This is a genomic window from Sorangium sp. So ce185, assembly GCF_051526825.1.
Taxonomy (GTDB): domain Bacteria; phylum Myxococcota_A; class Polyangia; order Polyangiales; family Polyangiaceae; genus Sorangium; species Sorangium cellulosum_D.
Map to the genome: position 1 here is coordinate 1,344,604 of NZ_CP150316.1, position 22,672 is coordinate 1,367,275.

Below are 22,672 nucleotides of genomic sequence, written 5' to 3' on the forward strand. Positions count from 1 at the left end.
TCCGTTATCGAGCCCTTATCGTGACGTGCGCGGGCGGCCGGCGCCGGGGCGCCGCGGGCCCGCGACCCACCTGCGAAGGGAGAGCTCGTCATGACAACGAACAAGGAGAGGCTCGTCCTCGTCACGGGCGCCACGGGACAGCAGGGCGGCGGCGCCGCGCGAGCGCTGCTCTCGCGCGGCGTTCGCGTCCGGGCGCTCGTCAGGGACCCGAGCGGCGAGCCCGCCGCGGCGCTGCGCCGGCTCGGGGCCGACGTCGTGGGCGGCGACCTCGGCGATCGCGCCTCGCTCGAGGCCGCGGCCCGCGGGGCCGATGCCGTCTTCAGCGTGCAGCCGAGCGAGGGGCAGCCTCAGTATGGCGTCACCTCGGACGACGAGCTGCGCTTCGGCAAGAACGTCGCCGACGCCGCGCGTGCGGCGGGGGTTCGGCACCTCGTCTACACCTCGATGGCCGGCCTCGTGCCGGGCACGGGCGTCGGCCACTTCGAGAGCAAGTGGCAGATCGAGGCGTACGTCCGTTCGCTCGACGTGCCGTTCACCCTCCTGCGCCCCGGCGCGTTCTTCGAGCTGCTCACCCAGCCGCAGTTCTACGCGACGCCGGGCGCGTTCACGTTCCTCTACCCGCCGGGGCATCGTATCCCCTTCATCGCGGCCGACGACATCGGCGCGATCGCGGCCGCGGTCTTCGCGGCGCCGGACGCCTTCGCGGGCCAGACGCTCGAGCTCGCGGGCGACGTGCTCACGGGCGAGGCGGTGGCGGCCGCGCTCGGGCGCGCGACGGGGCGGCCGCTCGCGTATGCGACCGTTCCGGCCGAGGCGCTGCGCCAGAATCCCTTGATCGAGCGCGTCGTCGAGGTCGCGATCAAGCTCCGCGTCGACGTCGACATCCCCTCGCTGCGGGCGATCCACCCGGGGCTGAAGACGCTCGCGGCCTGGCTCGACGCAGGGGGCGCCGCGCGCATTCCCGTGACGCCGCGCTGAAGGCCGCCCGCGAGTAGTGGTCGAATTTGAACATGAAGGCGGGAAGGCGGGAAGAAAACCTTGATGATCTTCCCGCCTTCCCGCCTTCATGTGGACTCTCTCTGGGCAAAGTTGACCACGACCGGCGGTTTGCCCGTGCACGCCCTCACTCCTCCACGCGAAGCCGATCGATCTCCTCCTGGGTGAAGCCGATATTCGCCGCAGCGCCGGTGTCGGCGACGACCTTCTTCGCGAGCAGCTCCGTGAGCGGGGCGAGGATGGAGAAATGATCGGCCTGCATCGCGGTGAAGGCCTGGAACGGGACGCCCGCCTGAGCGGCTCGGTCGGCCATCCACTGCGCGAGCCCTACATGGCTGGAGCCGCTCCCCTCGAAGTAGAACGTTGGACGCCGGATCGACCGGACGAACGGCGCGGCCGAGCGGAGGAGGACCTCGGCGGCGTCCGTCGGATCGAACGGCACCCCGCCGTACGGATCGTAGCTCGCTGGATCGCGGAAGAGCGGGCTCCCGCCGATCGAGAACGCCGCGCGAAAACCGTCGCTCCTCTCGGCGGCCAGCAGCACGAGGGTACCCCCGGAGCTATGGCCGGCGAGGTAGATGCGATCCGGGTCCACATACGGGCGCTTGGCCACGTGATCTCGCAGCGCGAGGAGGTCGTCGACCTCGCCGTAGTACAGCTCGTAGTCGCCGGGGTTGTCGTTCTCGGCGCGCCAGGAGCCGACGGCGAGCACGATACCCGCCTCCCGGAACGCGCGCGCCGACTGGTCATTGCTCCGGGGAGCGGCCTCCCAGAACCAGCGGTCGATGCCGCCGAACCCGCCGTGCGCCCAGACGACGGCCGGGTGTTTCCGCGAGTCCTTCGGGTCCGGGGTGATGTACGCCGTCAGGCGCCCGACCGGCCCCTTGACGTGCACCTTCTCGAACGTCCCTCGCGGAGGCGTGGGCGCGGGCAGTCCATCGAACCCCTTCTCCGGCCTGCCCTTCCGGACCTTGGTGCGAAAGGCCGCCCGCGCCTCGGCCAGCGTCCGGGGATCTTCCTTGACCTCGGGGTGCCACCAGCGTGTCGGCCCGCGGTCGGCACCAGGATCGGTGACGCGAAAGGACCGGAGCAGCGTCGTCCGTCCCTCTGCGCCCTTGTCCCAGGAGGAGGCGGGCGCGGTGTACTCGACCCAGTAGAATACCTGCGCCCGTTCGGTGAACAGCAGCGTGGAGCGCCTGCCGCCGGCGTCCGTATCGGTCTCCAGCGCGAGGACGGGGCGCCCGTCGATCGGCGGCTCGTCCGTTCGCCTCGTCCGCCCGACGCCGTTCGCGCGGTCGAGCTTCACGATGTCGCTCAGCACCCACTGCGCGAGCTCGACAAGCGTCATCGGCCCCGAGCTGCGCTTGGGCAGACAGGAGACCGAGAGTGTCGCTCCGTCGGGGCCGAGCAAGCGCAGGTGCTCTTGCTGGCGCTCCGTCGCTTCGGTCCGAAATGCATCCGGAGCGTCGATCGCGGCCCCGCACCCCGGGACGGCGCGCGAGACAGGCCCCTGTCTCGGCGCTGCGGCATGGCTCGCGTCCGGCGTCCGGTCGCAACCGGCCAGCAGGATTGCGGCGGCGATCCAGGAGCGGAGGCGCGGGGAGCGCGCGGCGGGGGCGTTCGCGCGGGCGCTCTCGGCGCGCTTCGGGCGCTCGTCCCGCGCGAGGTCCGGAGGGGTGCTCTTCTGCGCGTTCTCGCCGGCGCGCGGCGTCGGCTCCCCGCCGACCGCATCGGGCGCCGCTCCGCGGTGGTGCATGCGTCGCTTCTCCATGGGTCATTCCAGCGTGAGCGCGCCCCGCTGGAGCGCGGGGACGGCGCCTCGCTGGCCGTCGCCATGGTACACGACTCTTCGGGAGCCTCCCGGGAGAATTGAAATTCAGACCGGAGGCAGCCGGGGGTAGTGGTCAACTTTGCCCAGGGAGAGTCCACATGAAGGCGGGAAGGCGGGAAGATCATTCATGTTTTCTTCCCGTCTTCCCGCCTTCATGTTCAAATTTGACCACTACCCTGCCGGGAACCCCCTGGCAGAATTGAAATTCAGACGGGAGGCTGCCGAGGACCGCGCGGGGCCGGGCGGCGGCCCTCCCGCGCTCACGCCTGCTTGATCAGCTGGATATCGAGCGTGATCGAGATCTCATCCCCCACGAGGACGCCGCCGGTCTCGAGGACCGCGTTGAAGCTCATCCCGAAATCGCTGCGGCGGATCTTCGTCGTGGCGGACGCGCCCAGCCGGCGGTTGCCGTACGGATCGTCGTGCTCGCCCGAGAGCTCGCTCACCGCGAGCGTCACCTCGCGCGAGACGCCGCGGATCGTCAGGTCGCCGACGATGTCGAGCCCCTCGCCGCGGCGGCGGACGCTCCTGGAGACGAAGGTGATCGTCGGGTGCGCCTCGACGTCGAAGAAGTCGGCGCTCCGGAGGTGCTCGTCGCGCTTGTCCTCGCGCGTGTGGATCGACGCCGCGTCGATCGTGGCCGAGACCCTCGACGCCTCGGGGCGCCGCGGATCGTAGGTGACCTCGCCGGCGACGCCCGCGAACCCGCCGCGCACGTTCGAGATCATCATGTGGCGTACGGAGAACGAGACGCTCGAGTGGCTCGCGTCGATCGTCCACCGGGCGGCCTGGGAGGAAATCGCGCTCGGGGTGCTGGTGATGGTCGTGTTGTCCATGGCTCGTCGTCCTTCGTGAAGAGGGGCCCGCCGCGCCCGGCTCATCCGGGGCGCGCGCGCCGTGCGGCACAGGACCCACCATGCGCCGTTGCTCGTGGATGCACTAGACAGGCGTTCGAGAACGGGTTGTTCTCCTGGGACGAACAATGGACCTCAACCGCATCGCCGTCTTCGTGCGCGTCGTCGATGAGCAGGGCTTCACCGCGGCGGCCAGGGTCCTCGGGCTGCCGAAGTCGTCGATCAGCCGCTCCGTCGCGCTGCTCGAGGAGGCGCTCGGGGCGCGCCTCCTGCACCGCTCGACGCGCAGCGTGCGGCTCACGGAGGCGGGCGCGGCGTTCTACGAGCGGGCGTCGCGCGGCGTCGCGAGCCTCGAGGAGGCCGCCGCGATGGTGGCCGACCTCCAGTCGGTGGTGCGCGGCCCGATCCGCATCACCGCGCCCGTCGACGTCGGCGTCGCCATGCTCGAGCCGGCGGTCGCCCGGTTCGTGCGGCGCCACCCGGCGGTCCGCGTCGACGTCGTCCTCACGGGGCGCGTCGTGGATCTCGTGGAGGAGGGCTTCGACCTCGCGCTGCGGGCCGGGCCGCTCCGCGACGGCTCGATCATCGCGCGGAAGATCGGGCAGGTGGAGGACGCGCTGTACGCCTCGCCGCGCTACCTCGAGCGCGCCGGGGTGCCCGGCAGCCTCGCCGACCTGGCGACGCACCGGTGCGTCCTCTTCCGCGCGACGCGGAACCGCGCCGCGTGGAGGCTCACGGGGCCCGCGGGGGAGGAGACGGTGGAGGTCGAGGGGCCGCTCGCCGTCGACGAGCTCAGCTTCGCGCGCCGCGCGGTGCTGGCGGGCGTCGGCGTCGGCCTCCTCCCGATGATCCTCTGCGGCCGCGAGGTCGCGCGGGGCCGCCTCGTGCGCGTGCTGCCGTCGCACATGGCCTCGGACGCCCCCTTGCACCTCGTGTACCCGTCCGCGCGATACCTGCCTCATCGCGTCGCGGTGTTCCGCGACTTCCTCGTCGAATCGCTCACGCGGCGATTCCAGCGCTCGCCGTGACCGCCGCTTCTATCGCGACGCGAGCGACTGCTCCGGCAGCGAGGGCGCCGGCCCTCCCGCCGATGCGTCGCTGCTAGTTCGACGAAGAATCATAGAAGAGGGCACTATCCGTATTGATTCCATGAAACTCGAGGAGCTCTTGCACGGCCGACAGGCTGTCCTGGACCAGCGTCAAGCCATCCGTACGGTTGAAGGCATAGCTGGAGTTGAGGTCCACCAGCCAGAGCGGGGAGGGATGATCGTACCAACGGATCTCGCCACCCGCGCGCGCTTCTCCACGCACGAGCCCCCGGTTGCCAGGCGTCAGATCGCCGTGCTTGACGCTGTGCTCTCGCCCGTCATTCCGCAGGAACCCTCGCTGCCGTTCGGGCGCCACGTGGAAGTGCCCAGCTGGGCTGACGACCCACAGGTACGTCCTGGTGGCGTCCAGCTGATGGAAGCCCGTGAACCTCGTCGCCGTCGGGTGTCCTGGATCCGTGGTGTACATCTCCGGCGGGTTCCTGTAGGGGATCTCGCCTGGACGATTCGTGTGCACCGCGCTCGCAGGGCCGATCGCGTCGAGGATCTGCCGGTGCAGCGCCTCCCGCTGCTGCTGCTGCTGCCGCTGCTGCTGCCGCTGCTGCCGCGCTGTGGACCGATGCCGGCTAGCCCACTGCCCCAGGAAGCCCGACTCGTCAACGAAGTTGACGGGGTCGTGGATCGCATAAGCGTAGGGGTGGCACTCGAGCGGGCTCCTCGCGCAGAGCTCGGGGTCGCCGAGCGCATAGGGATCCGGCGTCGCGAAGCTCGCGATGGCGGGCACGTAGTCGCGCGCCCCCATGTGGACGAGCCCGGTCTCCGGATCGCGCAGCTGGCCGGTGAAGGCGAGGACGAGCTCGGTGCTGCCGAGGCCCGGAGGGGCGGCCTGGATGTCGCGCGCGAGCGCTCCGAACGGCGTCGTGTCGGCCGTGAGGACCGTCTCGCCGCGCTCGTCGACCACGCGCTGGACGACCCCGAGCTGGTCGTCGAGGAGCGAGAGGACGCGCGCCTCGTCGACGAGCACCACTGCGCGGTGGCCCCCGACGCGGACGAGGCTCTGGCGCTCTACGCCGTCGTCACGCGTCGCCCGCGTGGGATACACCACGAGCGACCCGGGGACCTCGATGTCCCCCTCGCGGCGGAGCTGCCGCCTGGAGAGCCGCTCGCCGGCAGAATCGTAGCCGTACTCCAGGACGCCGCCGTCGACCTCGACCCGCCGGAGCCTGCCCCAGGGGTCGTACTCGGCGTTGCGGAGGCGCCCAAACGCGGTGAGCCGGCCAAAGCTGTCGAGCTGACCACGGCCCGCTTCGGGCAACGGCAACGCGTCGCGCCCGTCCTCGACGACGAACGGCTGTGCCTCCGCCCCCTCGCCGAGCGACGCGACCAGGCCAGCGGGCGTATAAGCATAGGTGTGCGCCACGCCCGCCTCCGAGGCGCCGAGCAGCTCGCCGCGCGCGCTGTACGTGTACGACGAGACGCCGGAGCCCGCCGCGCCCGGAGCGCTCTCGCGCGCCGCGACGACACGGCCATCGGCGCGGCGATCATAGGCCACGTCCTGCAGCGGCCCGAGCGCGCAGGGGTCGGCCCCTTCGCCCACGCACGCCTTGAGGTGCGTGAGCAGCCCTGAGCTCGGATCATAGCCGAGCGTCCGGTGCAGGCGGGTGGACGGGACGCGGTAGCTCGCGAGCTGGCCGCGCGGATCATAGGTGATGTCCGTCATGAGCGGCGCCGCCGCGCGATCGCCGGCCGACCAGGCGACGGAGGACGGCTCGCCCGAGGGCGTGCGCGTGAACGACAGCGTGTTGCCGAACGGATCGCGGTACGAGGCGACCGTCCCATCGAGGTCGTACGTCCACCGCTCCTCGTAGTCGCGGCGCGCGTCGCCGGCATCGACGGACTTCGTCCGGGCCGTCGTCCGCCCATCGCGATCGTACGCGAAGGACTCCTGGACGCGCTGCCCGCTGATCCGATCGAAGGTCGTCGCCTCGACGAGCTTCCCGATGAGCTCGGGGCGCGGCGCTTCGCCTTCTCGACCATCGTAGAGGAAGGAGCGCTCGTCCCAGCCCTCCGGGCGCGACGAGGATGACGCGAACATGTCCGCCGGACGGTCGAGCGCGTCGTAGGTCATCTCGACGCTCTCCCACGCCGCGAACGCCCGATCCCACGTGCGCATCTCCGTCGCCCGCCCGCGCGTGTCGCGGACCCACAGGCGCGTGAGACCGGAAGAGAGCGACGTCATCACGAGCTTGCCCGCCGAGTCGTAGGCCATGCGGCGCGGGGCTCCGGCCCCCGCGAGCGTGACGGCACGCAGGCTGCCGCGCTCGTCGCGCTCGTAGCGCTGCACCTGGCCGAGCTCGTCGACGATCGCGTAGACCTCGTCGCCGCGCGCCACCATGAGGCGCGTCTCGACGCGCGCATCGCTCCCGCCGCGGTTCTCCTCGACGCGCTGGCCCCACGGCTTCTGTGCGATGCGCGTCACGAGCCCCGCGGCGTCGGTGCGGACCACGACGCGCCCGAGCCCGTCGTAAACCGTGCTCGTGCCGCGCGCCGCGCCCTCGGGCGAGGGGAATCGACCGGCATCGAAGGCTGTATCGATACCCACCGCGGTCGAGTACGGGAGCGCCTCGAAGATCGGGTCGCCGCGGCGCCCATGCCGGGTGAACGCGACGACGCGCGCGCCCCCTGCCTCCTCGTGCTCCACCGCTTGACCGACGGGGAGCCCATCCGCCCGGAAGGCGGCGAGGCGCTCGACGGGCTCGCTCCCCGCGTCCGCCGCCGTGCGCCGATCGGCGATGTGAACCAGCGCGGGGGTCTGCGCGCCAGCGTCGCGGTAGGCGTAGCGGCCCTCCGCGCCGCTCGAGTGCACCCGATGAACGGGGCGATGGCGCGCGTCGTACTCGGTGAGCTCCACGTCGCCCTGCGGCGTCCGGACATGCGTGGGCAACAGGCTCCGCGCCGGGACGAGGCCCTCGGCCGGCGGGGCGAGCGATGCCAGCGCGCAGCCCGCGGTGCCGTAGCAGTACTGCGCGGCGTGCCCGAGGGCGTTCTGCCTCCCGACCAGCAAGACGCCGGTCGCGTCATAGATGTTCCTGATCAGGAGCCCGTGCTCGTCCGAGGTCTCCACCACGTTGCCGAAGGCGTCGTACCGCGACGCACGCACCTGGGTGCGCGATGAGAGGAGCGGCGCGCTCACCGCCGCGGGCAATGAGGCGAGCGCCTCGGCGTCGATGAGGAGAGGCTGGGTCACGCGCACCGGCAGCGGCACGTCGGGCCCGTATTCATACAACGTCCTCTGCAGCACGCGCCCCGATGGCCCCGAGAGCAGCGACTGCTCCCGCACCGCCGTGAGCACGCCGCGCGCCTCCCAGCCCGCGTCGTACGTGAATGTGCTCACGTAGCGGCGCGCCGGCAGCTCCGTCCCGTTCGGCCCGGCGACCGCGGGCAGCGACTGTTCCCGGCGGACGAGCCGGTTGTAGGTCGTGTCGTACGTGTTGGTCTGCGTTACGGTCGCCCCCTCCGCGCACGACCCCGCTCCGCTGCACTGCACGTCGCGCGTGCCGGTCTGTCGCAAGAACGCCGGCGTCTTCGGGTCGGGCGCCGAGGGCAAAAGGGCCCACGCCTCCTCGTGCACGCTGTGCAGCGACTCCACCTCGTAGGGCTCCTCGCTCCAGGTCTCCGCCGTCTGCGACGCCGCCTCGACGCCGCTCGGCCACGCGCCCGCGCTCGCCGCGATCCGCGCCGCGTGCGCGCTCGAGAGCCGCGGCTCGAAGAACTCCTCGGTGCGCAGCTTGCCGGCGAAGAAGCGCCTCACCGGCGCAGCCGCCGACGCCACCTGGTAGACGCGCCGGCGAACGACGCTCGCCGCGCTGTCGTCTCCAACATCCAGCTCCTCGCACTGCCCGAAGCCCGCGAAGTCGCGCTCCCGCTCGTTGAAATACGGCGCGTGGTACTGGAGCTCCCGCACCCGCGGCGCCTCGGCGCCCACCGCCGTCAGGTGCCGCTTCACCACGGTCACCGGATACGGCAGCGCCCGCACCCGCGCGTCGTCCCGGCCGAAGCGGCGCGCGTCGCGGATCAACTCATCCGTGCTCGTCGCGTACTGCACCGCGTGCTTCAGGCCCGGGCCCTCCTCCACCTCCGACAGGAGGTCAGGGCCGATCAGGTTCTTCACCCCGTCTCGGTTGAAGTCGATGACCTTGATCCGGCCTCCACCCAGGTTCGACTCGTAGACGAGGATCTCCTCCGCGCCGTCGGCGTCGATATCGAGGACCCGGGTGTTCCACTTGTTGTCCGGATCGACCGACACCCCTTCGTCCAGAGGCATCCGTCGCTCGGCGGCGAAGCCCTTCTGCCCTCGTCCGAGCCAGACGCCGAGCTCGTTGGCGGCCGCCGTCACGTTGACCAGGTCCATGTCCCCGTCTCCGTTGACGTCGATCAGCCACATGGCGTTGATGTTCTGGCTCGCCGCGAGATCAGGCACCGACACGAACCGGCCCTGCCCGCACACCGGGTCGCTCGCGCTCGCGTCCCCGAACAGCAGCCCTCCCGTCAGCTTCGCCACCGAGGACGAGCCAGCCGGGTATGCCACCACCTTGCCCTGGTTCTCGTAGATGCAAATGCCCTTCTCGCCGGCGCCGCTCGACCGGATGACCGCGAAGTCGGTCAGCCCGTCGCCGTTCGCGTCCAGGAAGCGATAGGCCGGGTTGTCGAGCTCCGTCCCCGCGCCCTGCCGGAACGGGAAGGTCAGCCCCACGAGCGGCTTGAACGACAGCGCGCTGGCGCCCGGCTCGGTGACGTTGATGAACGCCGTCCACGTGCTGTCCGTCGACCCGGCCACCGTGGTGAGCAGGTCCGCCTTGCCGTCGGCGTTGAGGTCGATCGCCTGGGTCCGGCCGCGCGCGAACCGCGGCAGCTCGACATCGACCACCGTCGAGCTCGGCGCCGCGGAGAACGGTCGCGTCCGCTCCCCGCGGCCCGCGTAGTGCGCGAGCTCCGTTCGCGTCCCCGACGCTGTTGCCTGCACGAGGTCCGTTCGACCGTCAGCGTCGAAGTCGCCCGAGAGAAACACGCTCGTCGCCTGCGCCGCCGCGTCGAACCGGGGAACGTCGGTCCGCGACACGCCGCCGACGGTCCGCTCCACCGTGAGCGGCGCGCCGCTGGTCGCGAACAGGCTCGCCTCGGCGAGATCACCGCCGTTGTACGACGGCACGCTGGTCCCCTCGCGCGCCGAATACCGCACGATGTCCGCGAGGCCATCGGAGTTGATGTCCATCAGCTCCGAGCCGCCGCTCGGCCCGAAGCCGAACACGTCCGGCACGTCCATGTCATAGACCAGCTCGTGGCCGGCGATGTCGTCCGCTCCCCACGCCGTGTACCGGAACCGGATCAGCGGCTCTGCCGGCGTCGACCGGTCGAACGGCGCCTGGCTGCGCCCGAACCGATATACCCCCAGGAGCTTGCTCTCGCTGCTGAGCGAGGCCGCCACGCGCTGCCGGTCCGACGCGAAGTCTTCGCTCGCCAGCGCCTGGCAATCCGGGTGCGTCACGATCTCCGAGCCGCTCTCGCCGTGCACCGCGTGCACGAAGCACCAGGTGTACATCGGCTCGCCGTCGAAGCTCGCCACGAGCTTCGTGTACAGCTGCCCCGGCCCCTGCGGGTAGCCCATCAGGTGGCTCACCCGCCCTTCGCGCCGCGGCACCGACTCCAGCGTGTAGACCGAGCGCCCGCCGGCGAACCGCACGCTCTTGAGGTACGACCGGTCGCCCGCCTTCGTGTACTCGTACGACACCGCATCGCCTGTCGGCGAGATGGCGTGCACGAGCGGCCACCGCGTCGGGGAGAACGTCGACGCGCCCGCCACCCCCTCGGCGACGGTCGGCTCCTCGCTGTAGATCTCCCGCCGGCCGTCCGGATACACGACCTCGAACCCGGTGAACGCCACATTCTGTAGCGCGCCCGATGCGTCGCGCATCGCCACGGTCCCGCCTTGCGGATACCGGTAGAGCCGAACGGTCGTCTCCGAGGCGTCGAGCCGGTACTCGATCCTCGTCTTGCCGCTCACCGTGTCCGTCTTCACCCAGACGAGGCGCTCGGCGCCCAGCGACAGGCGCGCCGTCACGTCCTGCGAGCTGCTCAGGCGAGCGCGGTAGGGCACGCCCCAGTCGGTCGTCATCTGGATCGACGGCACGCTCAGGCTGAACCCCACGCCGAACCCCGCCGAGACGTCCGCGGGCACCGACCCGTACGACAGCAGGACCTCCGTGGCGGACGACGCGCGCGACGGCAAGGCGGGGAACGCAAGACCCGCCGACAGCTCACCGCGCTCCGGCGAGACCGCGACATTGAGCGCCGGCCGCGGCGCCAGCGCCGAGACATCGCCGGGCGACGCGCCCGCCGACGACGCCGCAGGCGAAACCCCCTTCTCGGAGCTCGTTACGTCGTCCCCGGGCGCGCTGCCCCCGCACGCGGTCAGCACGAAGGCTAGACCGCTGGACCATAAGAATTTTCGCTTCATTGTTCGATCTCCGCCCATCTAAGAATCCGTATGGATTGCCGTGATGTTCTCGACGAGCGCGCGCGCGGCCCCCTCCGCGCCGATGCGCCCGTCGGCAAACTCGATCCAGACCGGAGCGAGGGCCGCGTCCGCGGCCCGCACGCTCGCCGGATCCGCCGAGACGGCTGGCGCGCGCAGCGCGCGCTCCTGCTCCACCTGCTCGGGCGCCGGCGCCTCCGCGGCGCCATCGGCCGCGGCCGGCGGCTCCGCGAGCGGCAGCTTCCCGAGCGCCGCGAAGACGCGCTTCTGCCCCTCGCCGCGGAGGTAGGCGACAACGCCGTCCGCGGCGCCCGCCTCGCGCTCCTTCAGCGCCGGCGCGCGCTCCACGCCGTACGTGCGCCCCACGCTCCTGAGCGGCGGCCCCCCGCGCGAGAGCGACGGCAACGGCGCCAGCCCGAGGCGCTCGCCGAGCGCGCGCCGGAGCTCGGGGATCCGCCACTCGCCGAGGACCGCGAACGGGACCTGCCCCTCCGCGAGCAGGCGTGCCGCGCAGTCCGACGTGCACGCGTGAGGCGAGAGGCCGTACGTGAAGCGCAGATCGCCGAGGAGCGCGAAGGCCTCCTTCGCGGCCGTCTTCGCCTCTCGCGGCGGCGTGGCAGGCCAGAAGACGTCCGAGAAGAGCGGGAGGAGGGGATAGGTCTCCTCGGGCAGCGCGAGGCCATACGCCACATCGCCCTTCGCCTTCAGCGCGAGCGCCTGCGTCACGAGATCCGGAAAGCTCGCCGGCGGCTCGGCGACGCGGCTGCGGTCATACGCGAGCACCGCGTAGTCCGCGGCGAAGAGCGGCGCGACCTTGTCCGCCTCCGACGGCTCGAAGGGGCGCAGGACGAGGTGCGCGCCTCGGGCCCCCGAGAGGCCCTCCTCGGCCGCGCGGGGCCTGTAGGTCACGCGCACGCGCACGCCCGGCTGCGCCTCCAGGTAAGGCTTCAAGAGCTCCTCGACGCGCGCCCCGAAGTCGGCGCTCACCGACTGCGCGAGCTCGAGATCGACCCCACGGTCGCGCTCGGCGCGGCGCAGCACGAGGTACGCGAGCGACAGCGCAAGCGACACGACCCCCACCGCCGCGGCCGCGGCGACGATTCTCTTTCTGTTTGTCATGGTCCTTCTCGCCTTATTCGCCTGTGGGCTCCCACAGCGTCGCCGATTCGAAGGTGCAGGCTCCCTGCCTCAGGCCATACGTGATCTCGTCGAACTCCGGCCTGTCGAAGATGATCTTCGCCGTCCCTCCCGACAGCCGCGAGGGGCAGCGGAGCACGTGTCCGAAGTTGACGACCGTGGAGTTCACGAAGTTGAGCTGGCCCCTGCCCGCCACCGAGAGCATGACCGACTCGCGATCGAAGTAGCCAGGAGCGCTCGTGAACGTGCTGTCGACCGCGAGGAGCCCGTCCTCGCTCCACGTCGCGCGGTCGTCGTTCCACGCGACCGCCATCGGGCCTGACACGCGCATCCCGACGACGAACGCCTGCACGTCGGCGCTGAGCGTCAGCGCGCGGAAGTTCGCGACCGAGCCCCCGAGCCACTCCCCCCGGAGATCCACGAGATCATCCGCCGTGAGGTCGGGCTGTGCGAGCGACTCGATGCTATGGCCCCCGGCGACCGGCCACGAAACGATAGACACGCGCGCCCGGTCGGCCGACACCCCGTCGGTGAAGGCGCGCACGCTCGAGCTGTGGAGCGCGAGCGTGCCTCCCGAGAACACGATGCCTTTGTAGAACACCGGCGCCGTGTCGCCGCCGATGACCACGTCGCGGACCCGCAGGACGAGCCCTCGCGCAGCGCTGCCCGCGGCCTGCACGCCCACGCGCGCGAGCGGCGCCGGCGGGCCCGCGGTGCTCCCCGTGGGGGCGCGCGACACGAGCCGGAGGTGCTCGAGATCGACCGTCAGATCCCCCTGCACCAGGAGGGCCGGCTGCGCGTCGGTGCACGCGGTGCTCGTGCCGAAACCGCAGGTCGGTTGCGCCACGGTGATGGTCGAGCCCTCCGGCTCGCCGATCATGCGCACCTTGCGCATCCTCGCGGGGAGCGTCGCCGCGTCCAGGGTGAACGGCGGCCGGCTCACCGCGGCGCGCTTGCCCACGCGGACCTCCAGGGCCTCGGCGTCCGCCGCGCAGTTGCGCGTCAGGGTGGCGACGGTCGTGGTCGACAGGTCCGCGCCCTCGCGGAGCGTGACCGAGCACGTGCGGTCCGGCACGAGGCACGGAAGCGAGACCAGACGGGGCGCCGCGCCCTCGCTCTTGCCGGCGTTGTAGGCCGCGATGAGCCGCGTCAGCCACGTCCCGCCGCCGTCGTGGCCCGAGAGGCCGAAGCGGCGCTCCCACGCCTCGCTCGCGGTGCAGATGGGCAGATCCAGGGTGACGCCGCCGAGCGGCGCGCGGCGGCTCGTCGTCCCGCTCAGCTCGAGGCGGTCGGTATAGCCCTTCCGCTCGCCGTCCAGGCACCCGCCGGTGCTCGGATCGAGCGAGCCGCTCTCGCACTCGAGGTAGCCGTCCCTCAGGACCTTGTGCGCCGGGACCCAGCTGGCCGTGCCGCACCGCTCCAGGCACACGTCGAAGAACGGCATGTCGGGCTGGATCTCTTCGTCTTCCGGGACGACGTCGGTCGACTCCCACGAGCTCGGCACGGCAAGGAGCTTCCTGACGTCGCTGAGCGCCTTGGCGCGCTCGGCGTCGGTGAGGTCGTTGTAGGGCCGCCCGTCGAGCGACTCGACGAAGAACGACGTATTCCCCTTCTTGACGAGCACCATCCACCGGAATTCCACGCTCGGCAACCAGGCCGAGTGGACCTCCCAGCCGTCGTAGGCCTCCGCCGCGCGCTCATTCGCGCACGAGAGCTGGATCGGCGCGGCGCCCGGCTCGGGCGTCCAGCCGGGGCTCCCCAGGGGAGGGGATGGCGCGCGCCGCGCGCGCTCGGCGATCCCGAGGTGCTTCATCAGCCCCCCGCAGCGGTTGGGAATCACGAAATAGCGCCCGGGCCCGGCCTGAGGGGGCTCGCCGTCGAGCCGGTAGTCGAGGAGCGACAGGCCTTGCGTCCTCGGCTCCGCGTAGACGCTCGCCTCCGCGGCGATGCGGTCCGGACACGCGATCATCGGCGCCGCCGCGTCGATGACGACGTCGGTCCGCTCGGCGATCGCGCTCCGCCTCACGCCGAAGAGCTCGCGCACGACGCGCTCGTCGAGGCACCCCTCCAGGCGGAGCAGGATCGTCGTCCCGTCCTCCTGCGGCAGCTCGGCAGCATACCGCATCTCCGAGCCCGCCGCGCCGATCGCGCGGTAGCGAAACAGCGTCGGCTTGGCGGTCAGAAGGGCGCGCGCGCTCGTCGTCGCCATCTCAGGCTCGCCCGCATCTCCGCACGCGCTCGCGACGACCGGGACGAGCGCCCACAACCATCTTCGCGTGTTCATCTTGCTCGCCTCGCTGCGCGCGGTCACGGGTGGAACTCGCTCATGCAGGTGTCGACCGCCCTCGCGGTCATCGCGGTGTTGGACACGTACGACGCCGGAAGGCCGACGCCGCTGCACAGCGCGGCGGCCGTCTGCGCGCCGGAGACGACCGTCCCGGCGACGTCCGCCGCGCAGAGCGCGTTCACGTCCTTCACCGGGCGGCCGGCGGTCGCGTCGACCTGGTTGCAGGCGTTCGTGAAGAACGTCCGGTTGCGATTCCGGATCTCGCAGAAGTAGATGCTGCACTGCCGCTTCATGAGGTCGTTCTCCACGGCGCTCCGGTCGGCGAGGAGCGCCATGTCGCGCTTCATGAGGTCGAGCTTCTCGAGGAGGGTCATCTCGTTCGGGACCGCCGGCAGCTCGGCGCGCGCGAGCATGTCGCGGAGACCCTCATGGCTCTTCTGCAGCTCGACGCGGACGTCCTTGCCCTGGTGCTCGTAGAGACCGCTGACCCAGCGATCGACGAAATCGAGGATCGTCTGGCTCCGCAGCACCGCGCGCTCGTACCCTTCGTGGAGGCGCGCCACGGCCGAGGGGAGGGGACCCGCGCAGAGCCCCGCGGTCTCGCTCTCCGGGAGGCAGAACATCGACGCGATCCCCTGGTAGGAGCCGACGAGGAGGTCCTTCTTTTGCACGAGGCCGCCGAGGAGCGCCGCCGAGTCCCGGAGCGAGCTGTCGGCCATCTCGATCTTGCGCGCCAGCATCGCCTTGAGCGGCGGGATCGCGCTGCCTTCGGGCGGGGCGTCCTCCGTCGCGGTGCCGAAGTAATCCGCGAGGAGCTCGCGGGAGACGGTCTCCGCCGCCGCGTCGATCGCCGCCGGCGAGGGCGACGACACGACGCCGCACGTGGCGTCGTACCCCCCGTGCAGGTACTCCGCGTAGCATTGCGCCATGCTCTCGGCGTGCCCCGTCAGGCTGAAGCTCGAGGTGTCGTAGCTCATCTCGAGCCCCTCCCACCGCACGCGCGTGAAGCTCGCCTTGGCCATGCCCCGGTGCATGCAGAACGCCTCGCGGGGAGCGAGCTTCGTGGTGAGCTCGCCCTGGTAACGATCGTCGAGCTCTGCGAGCTTGCGGCAGTGGAGGAGCCCCTCGAACAGCGCCGCCGCGTTCCTCTGCGACGGGAGCAGGCCCACGGTCGCGGCCTTCTCGAGCTCGTGGAGGCCGTGGTCGACGTCGCCGTCCGGGCGATGCGCCTCGCACACCCCGTTCAGGAAGTGCACCGGCGCGCGCGGCCCCACCTTGACCTTCAGGATCCCATCGACCCTCTCGATGGGATAACCCTGCCGCGGGAGCGCGTCCCACTGCGACGGCTCGCACGGACCGGACCAGATCTGCGCTCGCAGGTGGGTCTTCCGCTCCTGCAGGTCGCACGACGCGAGCGTGCGCGAGCACTCGTCGTCCTCCTGGGCCGCCGCCATCCTCATCCCCGGGAGCGTCGCGAACACCGCCGCAACGACCAGCGGGATGTAGGACGCCAAATCCTGTCGATCCATCGGACAGACTCCTTCTCTCATCAGATGTAAATCTTCAGCTCGCCGGCCTGCGCGCGGACGTCAGCGCACCGGCTTGCGCACGAAGATGAACCCGAGCTTCAACGACGGAGCACCCTGGTTCAGGCAGCGAACCAGGTTCTCGTCGGCGATGATCTCGTACGTCCCCACGAGCGGATGGCCCACGAACGGATACGCGTTCTGGATCAGGCCGTCGGTCAGGCGCCGCTCGAGCCCCTCCGCGGTGTACGGGCCGCGACGGAAGCGGAGGTACTCGTCGTTCATGAGATCCATGTCCGAGCCGCCGTACACCGGGATGAGCGCCGTGACCGGCCGCTTCACCACGAGGCTCGGCACGATCTCGCTGCTGTCCTTCGACAGGCGCGAGAAGACGGTCCCGAACCCGAGGTGGGTCATCTGCATCTGCTGAGAGCGGCACGCCGAGCTCGAGACCCCGGCCATGACGTGCACGAGGCGCATCGGCTCGCGCTCGTTCATCGTCATCTCGTCCCAGAGGACGAAGTTGCCGAGGTTCCGGCTATCGGCCTGCGAGGCGGCGAACGGCGAGATCTCGAAGCGCGCGCGCCCGTTCTCGAGGAGCTCGGACACGAGCCCGCTCGTCTTCTCCAGCGTGAACTCGGCCACGCTGCCCGCCATCGTCTCGGTGCTCCAGGCGAGCGAAGAAGGCCGGCAGACCTCGCTCGTGCCGACCGTCCCGCAGTCGCTGAGGAACGAATCCAGCTCGGCCGCCGTCCCGATGAACGTCCTGTCCGGAGACAGGTGCCCGACGTCGCCGGCGAAGTCGCTCAGCATGTTGTAGCGGTTCCGGTACAGGTTGTAGGTGAAGTTGACGTTCTCGACGACGCGGCGCTTGGCCTCGAGGAACTCGCTCGCTCCCCGCGTGAGCTCCGCCTGCATGTCCTCGAAGTCCCAGAAGAGGACCTCGGCGGCGTCGTTCACGGGCGCCATCTCGACGAGCCCCATGATGCGCGTGCGGCTCTCCAGCACCGCCTCGCGCATCTCCCGCTCGATGGCGAGCAGCTCGTGCTCGAGATCCTTCGCCTCTTCCACCATCCGGATCTGCCGGCGGAGGTCCTCGATCTGGACGAAGGTCGCCGCCCGCTCGTCCTCGATGACCGACGCGAGGAACGCCATCTGCCCCTCCGAGATGTTGATGGTGTTCTGCCGGATCTTCTCCCGGATGTCGTTCAGCACCTGGCGCTTCGCGTCGTAGTGCCCCTCGAGATCGTGCACCCTCCCCTGGTAGTGGCCGATCCGGCTGATCTGCGCGTCGATCGACGACTTCATGGCGAGGAGGTTCTGCTTGTCCTGCTCTAGCCTGCTCGCCTCGATGTCGAGCTCCCCGAGCGCGAGGGTGAGCCGCTGGATCTCGATCTGGGCCTGCTCGCGCACGTTCTCCTGCTCGTCGATGTCGAAGTCGACGAGCGCCGACTCGTCCGACTTGGTCTGGAGATCGGCCACCAGCGCCGCGCGGTCGGCCCGCAGCTTGGCGACCGTCGCCGCGATCTCACCCCGGTCCAGCCTGCACTGGATCGCGTGCAGCTTCTCCTCGCCGGTGATCTCGACGACCTCCTTGTCGAGCTCCGCGAGCTGGACGGAGATCTCGGCGAGCGCCCGCTTCTTCGTCCACTCTTCGATCAGCTTGTGGATGTCGAGGGCGTTGATCTCCCTCCTCAGCTCCTCGACCCGGACGTTGAGCTCGTGCCGCTCCTGCGCGATCATCTGCTCGAACTGCAGCTCTCCGAACTGCCACTCGTAGACCTGCGCCGCCGTGTCGGCCGCGACCTTCGCCGCCGCCGCCGCCGCCTCGACGAAGCGGAACGTCTTGACGGGGAAGATGCCCATGATGCCGGTGTCGCCGTCCGGGATGGCCGCGAGGACGGCGGCCGTGGCCGAGAGCGCGAGCGCAGCCCCCTTCAGCGCGTCGAGGCCGTTCTGTTCGGCCATCGCGGCGTCGAGCGCCCGCATGCGATCGTTGATCTGATTGATCGTCGTTTGCCACATGTCGCGCTGGTGGTCGAAGATCTTGAGGTTCTGATTGTAGAGCTCCTCCGCGACCCGCTTCAGGTTCTCGTCCTTCGTGGAGCAGCTCGTGCCAGAGCCGTCGATGCACGCCCTGATCTTGTCGATCTCCTCCTTGCTCTTGGTGGAGAGCTCCTTCCGCGCCATGCAGATCTCATCGAGGAGCGCCGGCTTCGGCGCCTCGATGGACGGCGGGCTCGTGCACGAGGCCCCGGAGATCGGATCGGTGAACCCCTGCGCCGCCCCGGTGTAGAACGCGAGCTCGGCGTCGACCGAGCAGATCTGGTGCACGACGGGGACGCGCATCGATTCGAACACCGTCTCCTGCGAGGCCCGGAGCCGGCTCGTGATGATCTCGGAGCCCTCGATGCGCTTCTGCTCGAGCGCGATCTGTCGCTCGATCTGCGCCTTGCGGTTGTCGACGAGCTCGAGCTCCTTGTCGTCGGACGCGACGCGGTTCAAGAGCTCGTCGATCTGCAGCTCGAGGCCGCCGCGCTGCATCTCGAAGTTGAAGCCGGCGAGCGTCATGTCGATGTTGAACTGGATCTCGGCGATCTGCTCGCGCACCGCGTCCTGGTCGAGCGCGAGGAGATCTTGCTCGCGCTGGCCCCGGAGGAGCACGATCTGGTTCTCGAGCTCCTTCGTCTCGCGCTTCAAGGCCAGCTCGAGCACGCGGATCCTCTGCTCGAGCTCGAACGTGGAGATGTCGCTCTGGAGCGCGCTCAGCTTCTGCTGCACGTCGTTCTTGAGCTGCTCGGCCATGTCCTGGAGCTGCGCCATCTTGTACACCTCGAGCTCGATGGCCCGAGAGTGCTTCATGTTGGCCATGTCGAACTTCTGGTTCTGAAGATCGGTGTATTTCCGTGCCCACGTCTCGAGCATGCGCTCGATGTTCCCGTCCTGCTGCTCGATCGCGGCCTCCTGCATCCGCAGCTGCTGGCCGAGCCGCTCGATGCTGACGAGCGGGAAATCCTCGGGATCGATGTTGATGTACAGGTAGCCTTTGCGCACCGAGTCGAGGCGGAGCGTCACGTCCTTCTCGATGGTGGCGAGCGTCGCGAGCTCGGCGGTGAAGAGGTCCCGATCGGGGAGGGAGCCCTTGGCCTCGAGGACGAGCCAGAACGCCTGATCGTAATACGTGGCCGCCTTGTAGTACTCGCTCCCTTTGTCCCCGTCCGCCGCGGGCGCGTCGCCGAGCGCCTCGCCGACCAGGTAGCCCATGTGGTCGAGCCGCGCGACGGACGCCTCGCGGTACCAGACGTCGCCCGCCGCCACGAGCAGCTTCGCCTTGAGCCCCTGGAGCTGCGCCATCGCCTTGAGATACTTGTTGAAGGCGATGTTCTTCTGCTCCTCGCCCGTCCCCGAGCTCGCCTGCCGCGGGAGGCGCGCGATCCCCTGCTCCACGATCTCGAGCCCCGCCGTGGCCTGCGCGAGGAGCTCCGCGGGGCTCGTCAGCGCATCGCCGGGCGCCGCGGCCCCCTTCGCGTTGAGGAGCGGCAGCCCCGTGGCGCGAAAGCGATAGACGTTCGCGCGCTGGTAGTAGCACTCCGCATCGCAGACGCGCGTGGTCATGGACTCGGGGCACCTCCCCCTCGCGCCGACGAGCGCCTCGAGATCGCCGAAGCTGTCCTCGAGGAGCGCCATGCTCGCGCCGTACTGCGCGATCTTCAGCTCCGAGACGAGCCGCCCGACCTCCGCGCGGATCGCGGTCTCGTTCGAAGGGGTGCACTCGATCTCCTCGGCGCGCGCGGGCGAAGGCAGCAGCAGCAGACCGAGGGCGAATGAAGACAACAGTCGTTTCATGGATCGCTCCAGCAAGCTTTGCCGTCGGCTAAAGACTATTGATGTACCCGATATAAGCCTTCGAGAGCCCCGAGACCTTCTCGACGAAGGCCGTCCGGGCCGGGTCGCTCGCGCCCGCTTCGTCCTTGAGCGCGCCGTAGGCCCGCGCCGCCTCGGTCAGGCAGGCGTCGACCCGTCCGGCGTACTCCGCGAAGTTCTCCGGCGTGAGCGCGCCCGGGATCGTCGCGCACACGCCGAGCTTCTCCTGGGTCGACCAGTCGAGCCCGGGCGTATTCGCGATCTCGCGGAGGGCCTCCACCACGGCGCCGAGGAGCGCCGCGTGCCGCTCGAGCGTGGCGCGCGCCGCCGCCACGTCGGCGTCGACCCCGGCGGCGCTGGCGTTGCTCCGGATGCGGTCGATCTCGCTGCGCTTCGCGCGGAGGCGCGCCATGAGCGGCTGTCCCGGCGGCGTCGTCGCCGGCGCCCGCTCGAGGCCGAGCGTGTCCCGCTCCACGAACTCGTAGAGCGAAGCCGTGTCCTCGACGGTCTTCTTGAGCAGGAAGATCTCGCGCGTCGGGAGCTCCACGGCCGAGTCCCGGAGGGCCGCCGCGTACTGCCGCTCTTTCTCGGCGAGGCTCCGCGACGTCGCGTCGATCTCCGCCTCGACGCGCTGACGTATCCGCTGGTCGATGCCGGCGCGGAGCATCGACTCCACCTCGGCTTTGCGCACCGCCTTGCGCATCGAGCAGAGGTTCGCCGGGATCTGGTCGGCGAAGGGCCCCGCGTAGAACGCCCGCGCCTCCTCGAGGAGGGTCTCCCAGCCGGCGCGGACCGGCACGGGGAGGCCGAAGTCGACGCCGAACCCGACATACCGCGCGTGCTCGTTCGCCCGCTGGTACGACAGGCACTTCTCCTCGCGCGTCTGCCCTTCGAGGTACGCGAGGCTATGGGCCACGAAGAGCTCGAGGTGCGCGGTGTTCGCCATCTGCAGGACCTCGTCGCTCCGGCCCGCCGGGGCGCCTTCCGGCTCGCGGTAGCTCCGGAGCGCCCCGACGAGGAGCTCGAGGAGCGCGACGCGGCGGTGGAGCTCGCGCGCCGCGGCCGGCTCGACGCCGGCGATGGGCAGGAGACGCACGGTCGTCACGGATCCGGTGACCTCCTCGATGAGCACGGCGTCGTCCTCGATGATCTCTCCGCCCGAGCTGCCGCCGCCCGACGCCGGCGGGCGCAGCTCGTTCGAGGCGAAGGAGAGGAGCGCCGTTTCGAGCGGCCGCCCTGCGGTCGCCCGGCGGAACGCCTCGTCGACATCGACGTACGACGGCGCCGCGATCGCGGGGCCGCTCGGGGTCGGGAGCGAGGCCGCGTGCGAGGCGAGCGACGCGAGCGCCGAGAGGGGCACGATGGCCAGGGCGACACGCCACGTGATCTTCTTCACGGCGTCCTCCTGCAGTACCAGGCCGGCCTCGAGGAATTGCAGTACTTCGCCATCCCTTCCTTCCAGAGCGTCTCGACGTGCGCGGCGGTCCGCGTGAGCTCGTTCCGGTTCGGCTTCGCGAGGGCGTCGTCCAGCGCGGCCCTGCCGGCTCGCTCGGGCGCCTCCATGGCCGTCCAGAAGTTCGTCCCCAGGATCAGCGACGTCGAGAGATCCCTGAGCTCGATCACCGTTCGCTCCTTGCGACTCACGTAATCCTCCATCGACAGGCCGCCGATCGCGGCGATGATCTCCGCCTCGATGATCGCGATCTCCCCGCGCTTCTCCGGCAGCAGGAGATCCGTGAAGCGGGTCGTCTTGGCGCCGATCGTCCCGAGGATCTGCGCTTTCCACGTCGCGTCGTACACGAAGCTGGGGAACGACTCGTCACCTCCGACGGGCTGCGCTGCGACCTTGACCGCCTCGGCGCCGAAGAGGCCGTTGATGCGGTCACGGATCCCGAAGAGGTATTGCCGCCCCACGTCGATCTCGGTCAGGTTGAGGCCGTAGCGCGTCTCCACGCTGGACGCCGTCGCCACGAACGCCTTCATCTGGTCGCCGAGCTGCGTCATCTTCTCGTCGAAGCGGTCGCGGAGCGCGTCCGGCCCCGACGTCTCGTAGAAGAGCCCCCGCAGGCGCCCCACCGCGTACCGCCGGCCGTAGCGCTCCAGGCTGGCCGGCGTGTGGGACGACTCCTCGCACCCGGTCACGGCCTCGAGGGCGGCCACCATCTTCGTCGCGTGGTACGTGTACTTCATGTCGTCGGACGTGCCGAACGAGTGCTGCTCGCGATAGAGCACCTGCTGCTCGGTCAGGAACGCCTCGAGGAGCGCGCTGGCGCGGACCGCGGCGTGGCACCGGAGGCTGTCGGCGCCCGTCCGGTTCGACAGCCCGAAGTAGGCCATCCCGAGGAAGTACCGCTCCTGCGGCGCGAGCCCGAGGGTCTCCACCTCGATGAGATCGACGATCTCCTGGTAGCTCCCGCGCGCCGCGAGCGTCTCGTAACAGAGGCGCTTGTTCTGCGTGAACACAGGCCCTTCCGAGGCCGCCGCCCCGCACGCGGGAGGCGGAGCGACGCCGGCGTGCGCGGCGCCGGCCGAGCCGACGACGCACGCCGCGCCGGCGACGATGCTGAGAACCCTGATCTTCATGGTGTCACTCCCGTCG

Annotated in this window: 11 protein-coding genes; 2 read left to right on the forward strand and 9 right to left on the reverse strand. The window is 70.5% G+C overall.

Going from position 1 to position 22,672, the window contains the following annotated elements:
- Positions 1 to 90 precede the first annotated feature (90 nt).
- Entirely contained in the window at positions 91 to 978 is an 888-nt protein-coding gene (locus WMF26_RS05055) for an NmrA family NAD(P)-binding protein (RefSeq protein ID WP_437999365.1), read from the forward strand.
- 145 nt (positions 979 to 1,123) lie between these two features.
- On the opposite strand, the gene WMF26_RS05060 is transcribed toward WMF26_RS05055, so the two are convergent.
- Both WMF26_RS05060 and WMF26_RS05065 read right to left on the reverse strand, forming a co-directional pair.
- Entirely contained in the window at positions 1,124 to 2,752 is a 1,629-nt protein-coding gene (locus tag WMF26_RS05060) for an alpha/beta hydrolase family protein (RefSeq protein WP_437999366.1), read from the reverse strand.
- Between the two features lie 335 nt (positions 2,753 to 3,087).
- Complete coding sequence (locus WMF26_RS05065) at positions 3,088 to 3,663, reverse strand: YceI family protein (protein WP_437999367.1); 576 nt, start codon at positions 3,661 to 3,663, stop codon at positions 3,088 to 3,090.
- A gap of 146 nt (positions 3,664 to 3,809) precedes the next feature.
- Here WMF26_RS05065 and WMF26_RS05070 point away from each other — a divergent pair, with 146 nt between their 5' ends.
- On the forward strand, positions 3,810 to 4,709 hold the full coding sequence (locus WMF26_RS05070; protein ID WP_437999368.1) for a LysR family transcriptional regulator: 900 nt from the start codon (positions 3,810 to 3,812) through the stop codon (positions 4,707 to 4,709).
- A gap of 73 nt (positions 4,710 to 4,782) precedes the next feature.
- Here the strand turns inward: WMF26_RS05070 and WMF26_RS05075 are convergent, their stop codons facing one another.
- The 7 genes from WMF26_RS05075 to WMF26_RS05105 are packed head-to-tail and all read right to left on the reverse strand — an operon-like array spanning position 4,783 to position 22,656.
- The gene (locus tag WMF26_RS05075; protein WP_437999369.1) at positions 4,783 to 11,241 is read right to left on the reverse strand and encodes an RHS repeat-associated core domain-containing protein; all 6,459 of its coding nucleotides are present in this window, start codon (positions 11,239 to 11,241) and stop codon (positions 4,783 to 4,785) included.
- An 18-nt stretch (positions 11,242 to 11,259) separates the two neighbouring features.
- The gene (locus WMF26_RS05080) at positions 11,260 to 12,378 is read right to left on the reverse strand and encodes a hypothetical protein (RefSeq protein ID WP_437999370.1); all 1,119 of its coding nucleotides are present in this window, start codon (positions 12,376 to 12,378) and stop codon (positions 11,260 to 11,262) included.
- A gap of 13 nt (positions 12,379 to 12,391) precedes the next feature.
- Entirely contained in the window at positions 12,392 to 14,680 is a 2,289-nt protein-coding gene (locus tag WMF26_RS05085; RefSeq protein WP_437999371.1) for a hypothetical protein, read from the reverse strand.
- A gap of 23 nt (positions 14,681 to 14,703) precedes the next feature.
- Positions 14,704 to 16,212, reverse strand: a complete 1,509-nt coding sequence (locus tag WMF26_RS05090) for a hypothetical protein (RefSeq protein WP_437999372.1) — start codon at positions 16,210 to 16,212, stop codon at positions 14,704 to 14,706.
- Positions 16,213 to 16,272: 60 nt separating this feature from the next.
- On the reverse strand, positions 16,273 to 20,055 hold the full coding sequence (locus tag WMF26_RS05095) for a hypothetical protein (RefSeq protein WP_437999373.1): 3,783 nt from the start codon (positions 20,053 to 20,055) through the stop codon (positions 16,273 to 16,275).
- A 28-nt stretch (positions 20,056 to 20,083) separates the two neighbouring features.
- Positions 20,084 to 21,469 (reverse strand): hypothetical protein, encoded by a 1,386-nt coding sequence (locus WMF26_RS05100; RefSeq protein WP_437999374.1) that lies wholly within the window; start codon positions 21,467 to 21,469, stop codon positions 20,084 to 20,086.
- Positions 21,466 to 22,656: a hypothetical protein gene (locus tag WMF26_RS05105; RefSeq protein WP_437999375.1), complete on the reverse strand. Its 1,191-nt coding sequence runs from the start codon at positions 22,654 to 22,656 to the stop codon at positions 21,466 to 21,468. Before WMF26_RS05105 ends, WMF26_RS05100 begins: the two co-directional genes overlap by 4 nt.
- Positions 22,657 to 22,672 lie beyond the last annotated feature (16 nt).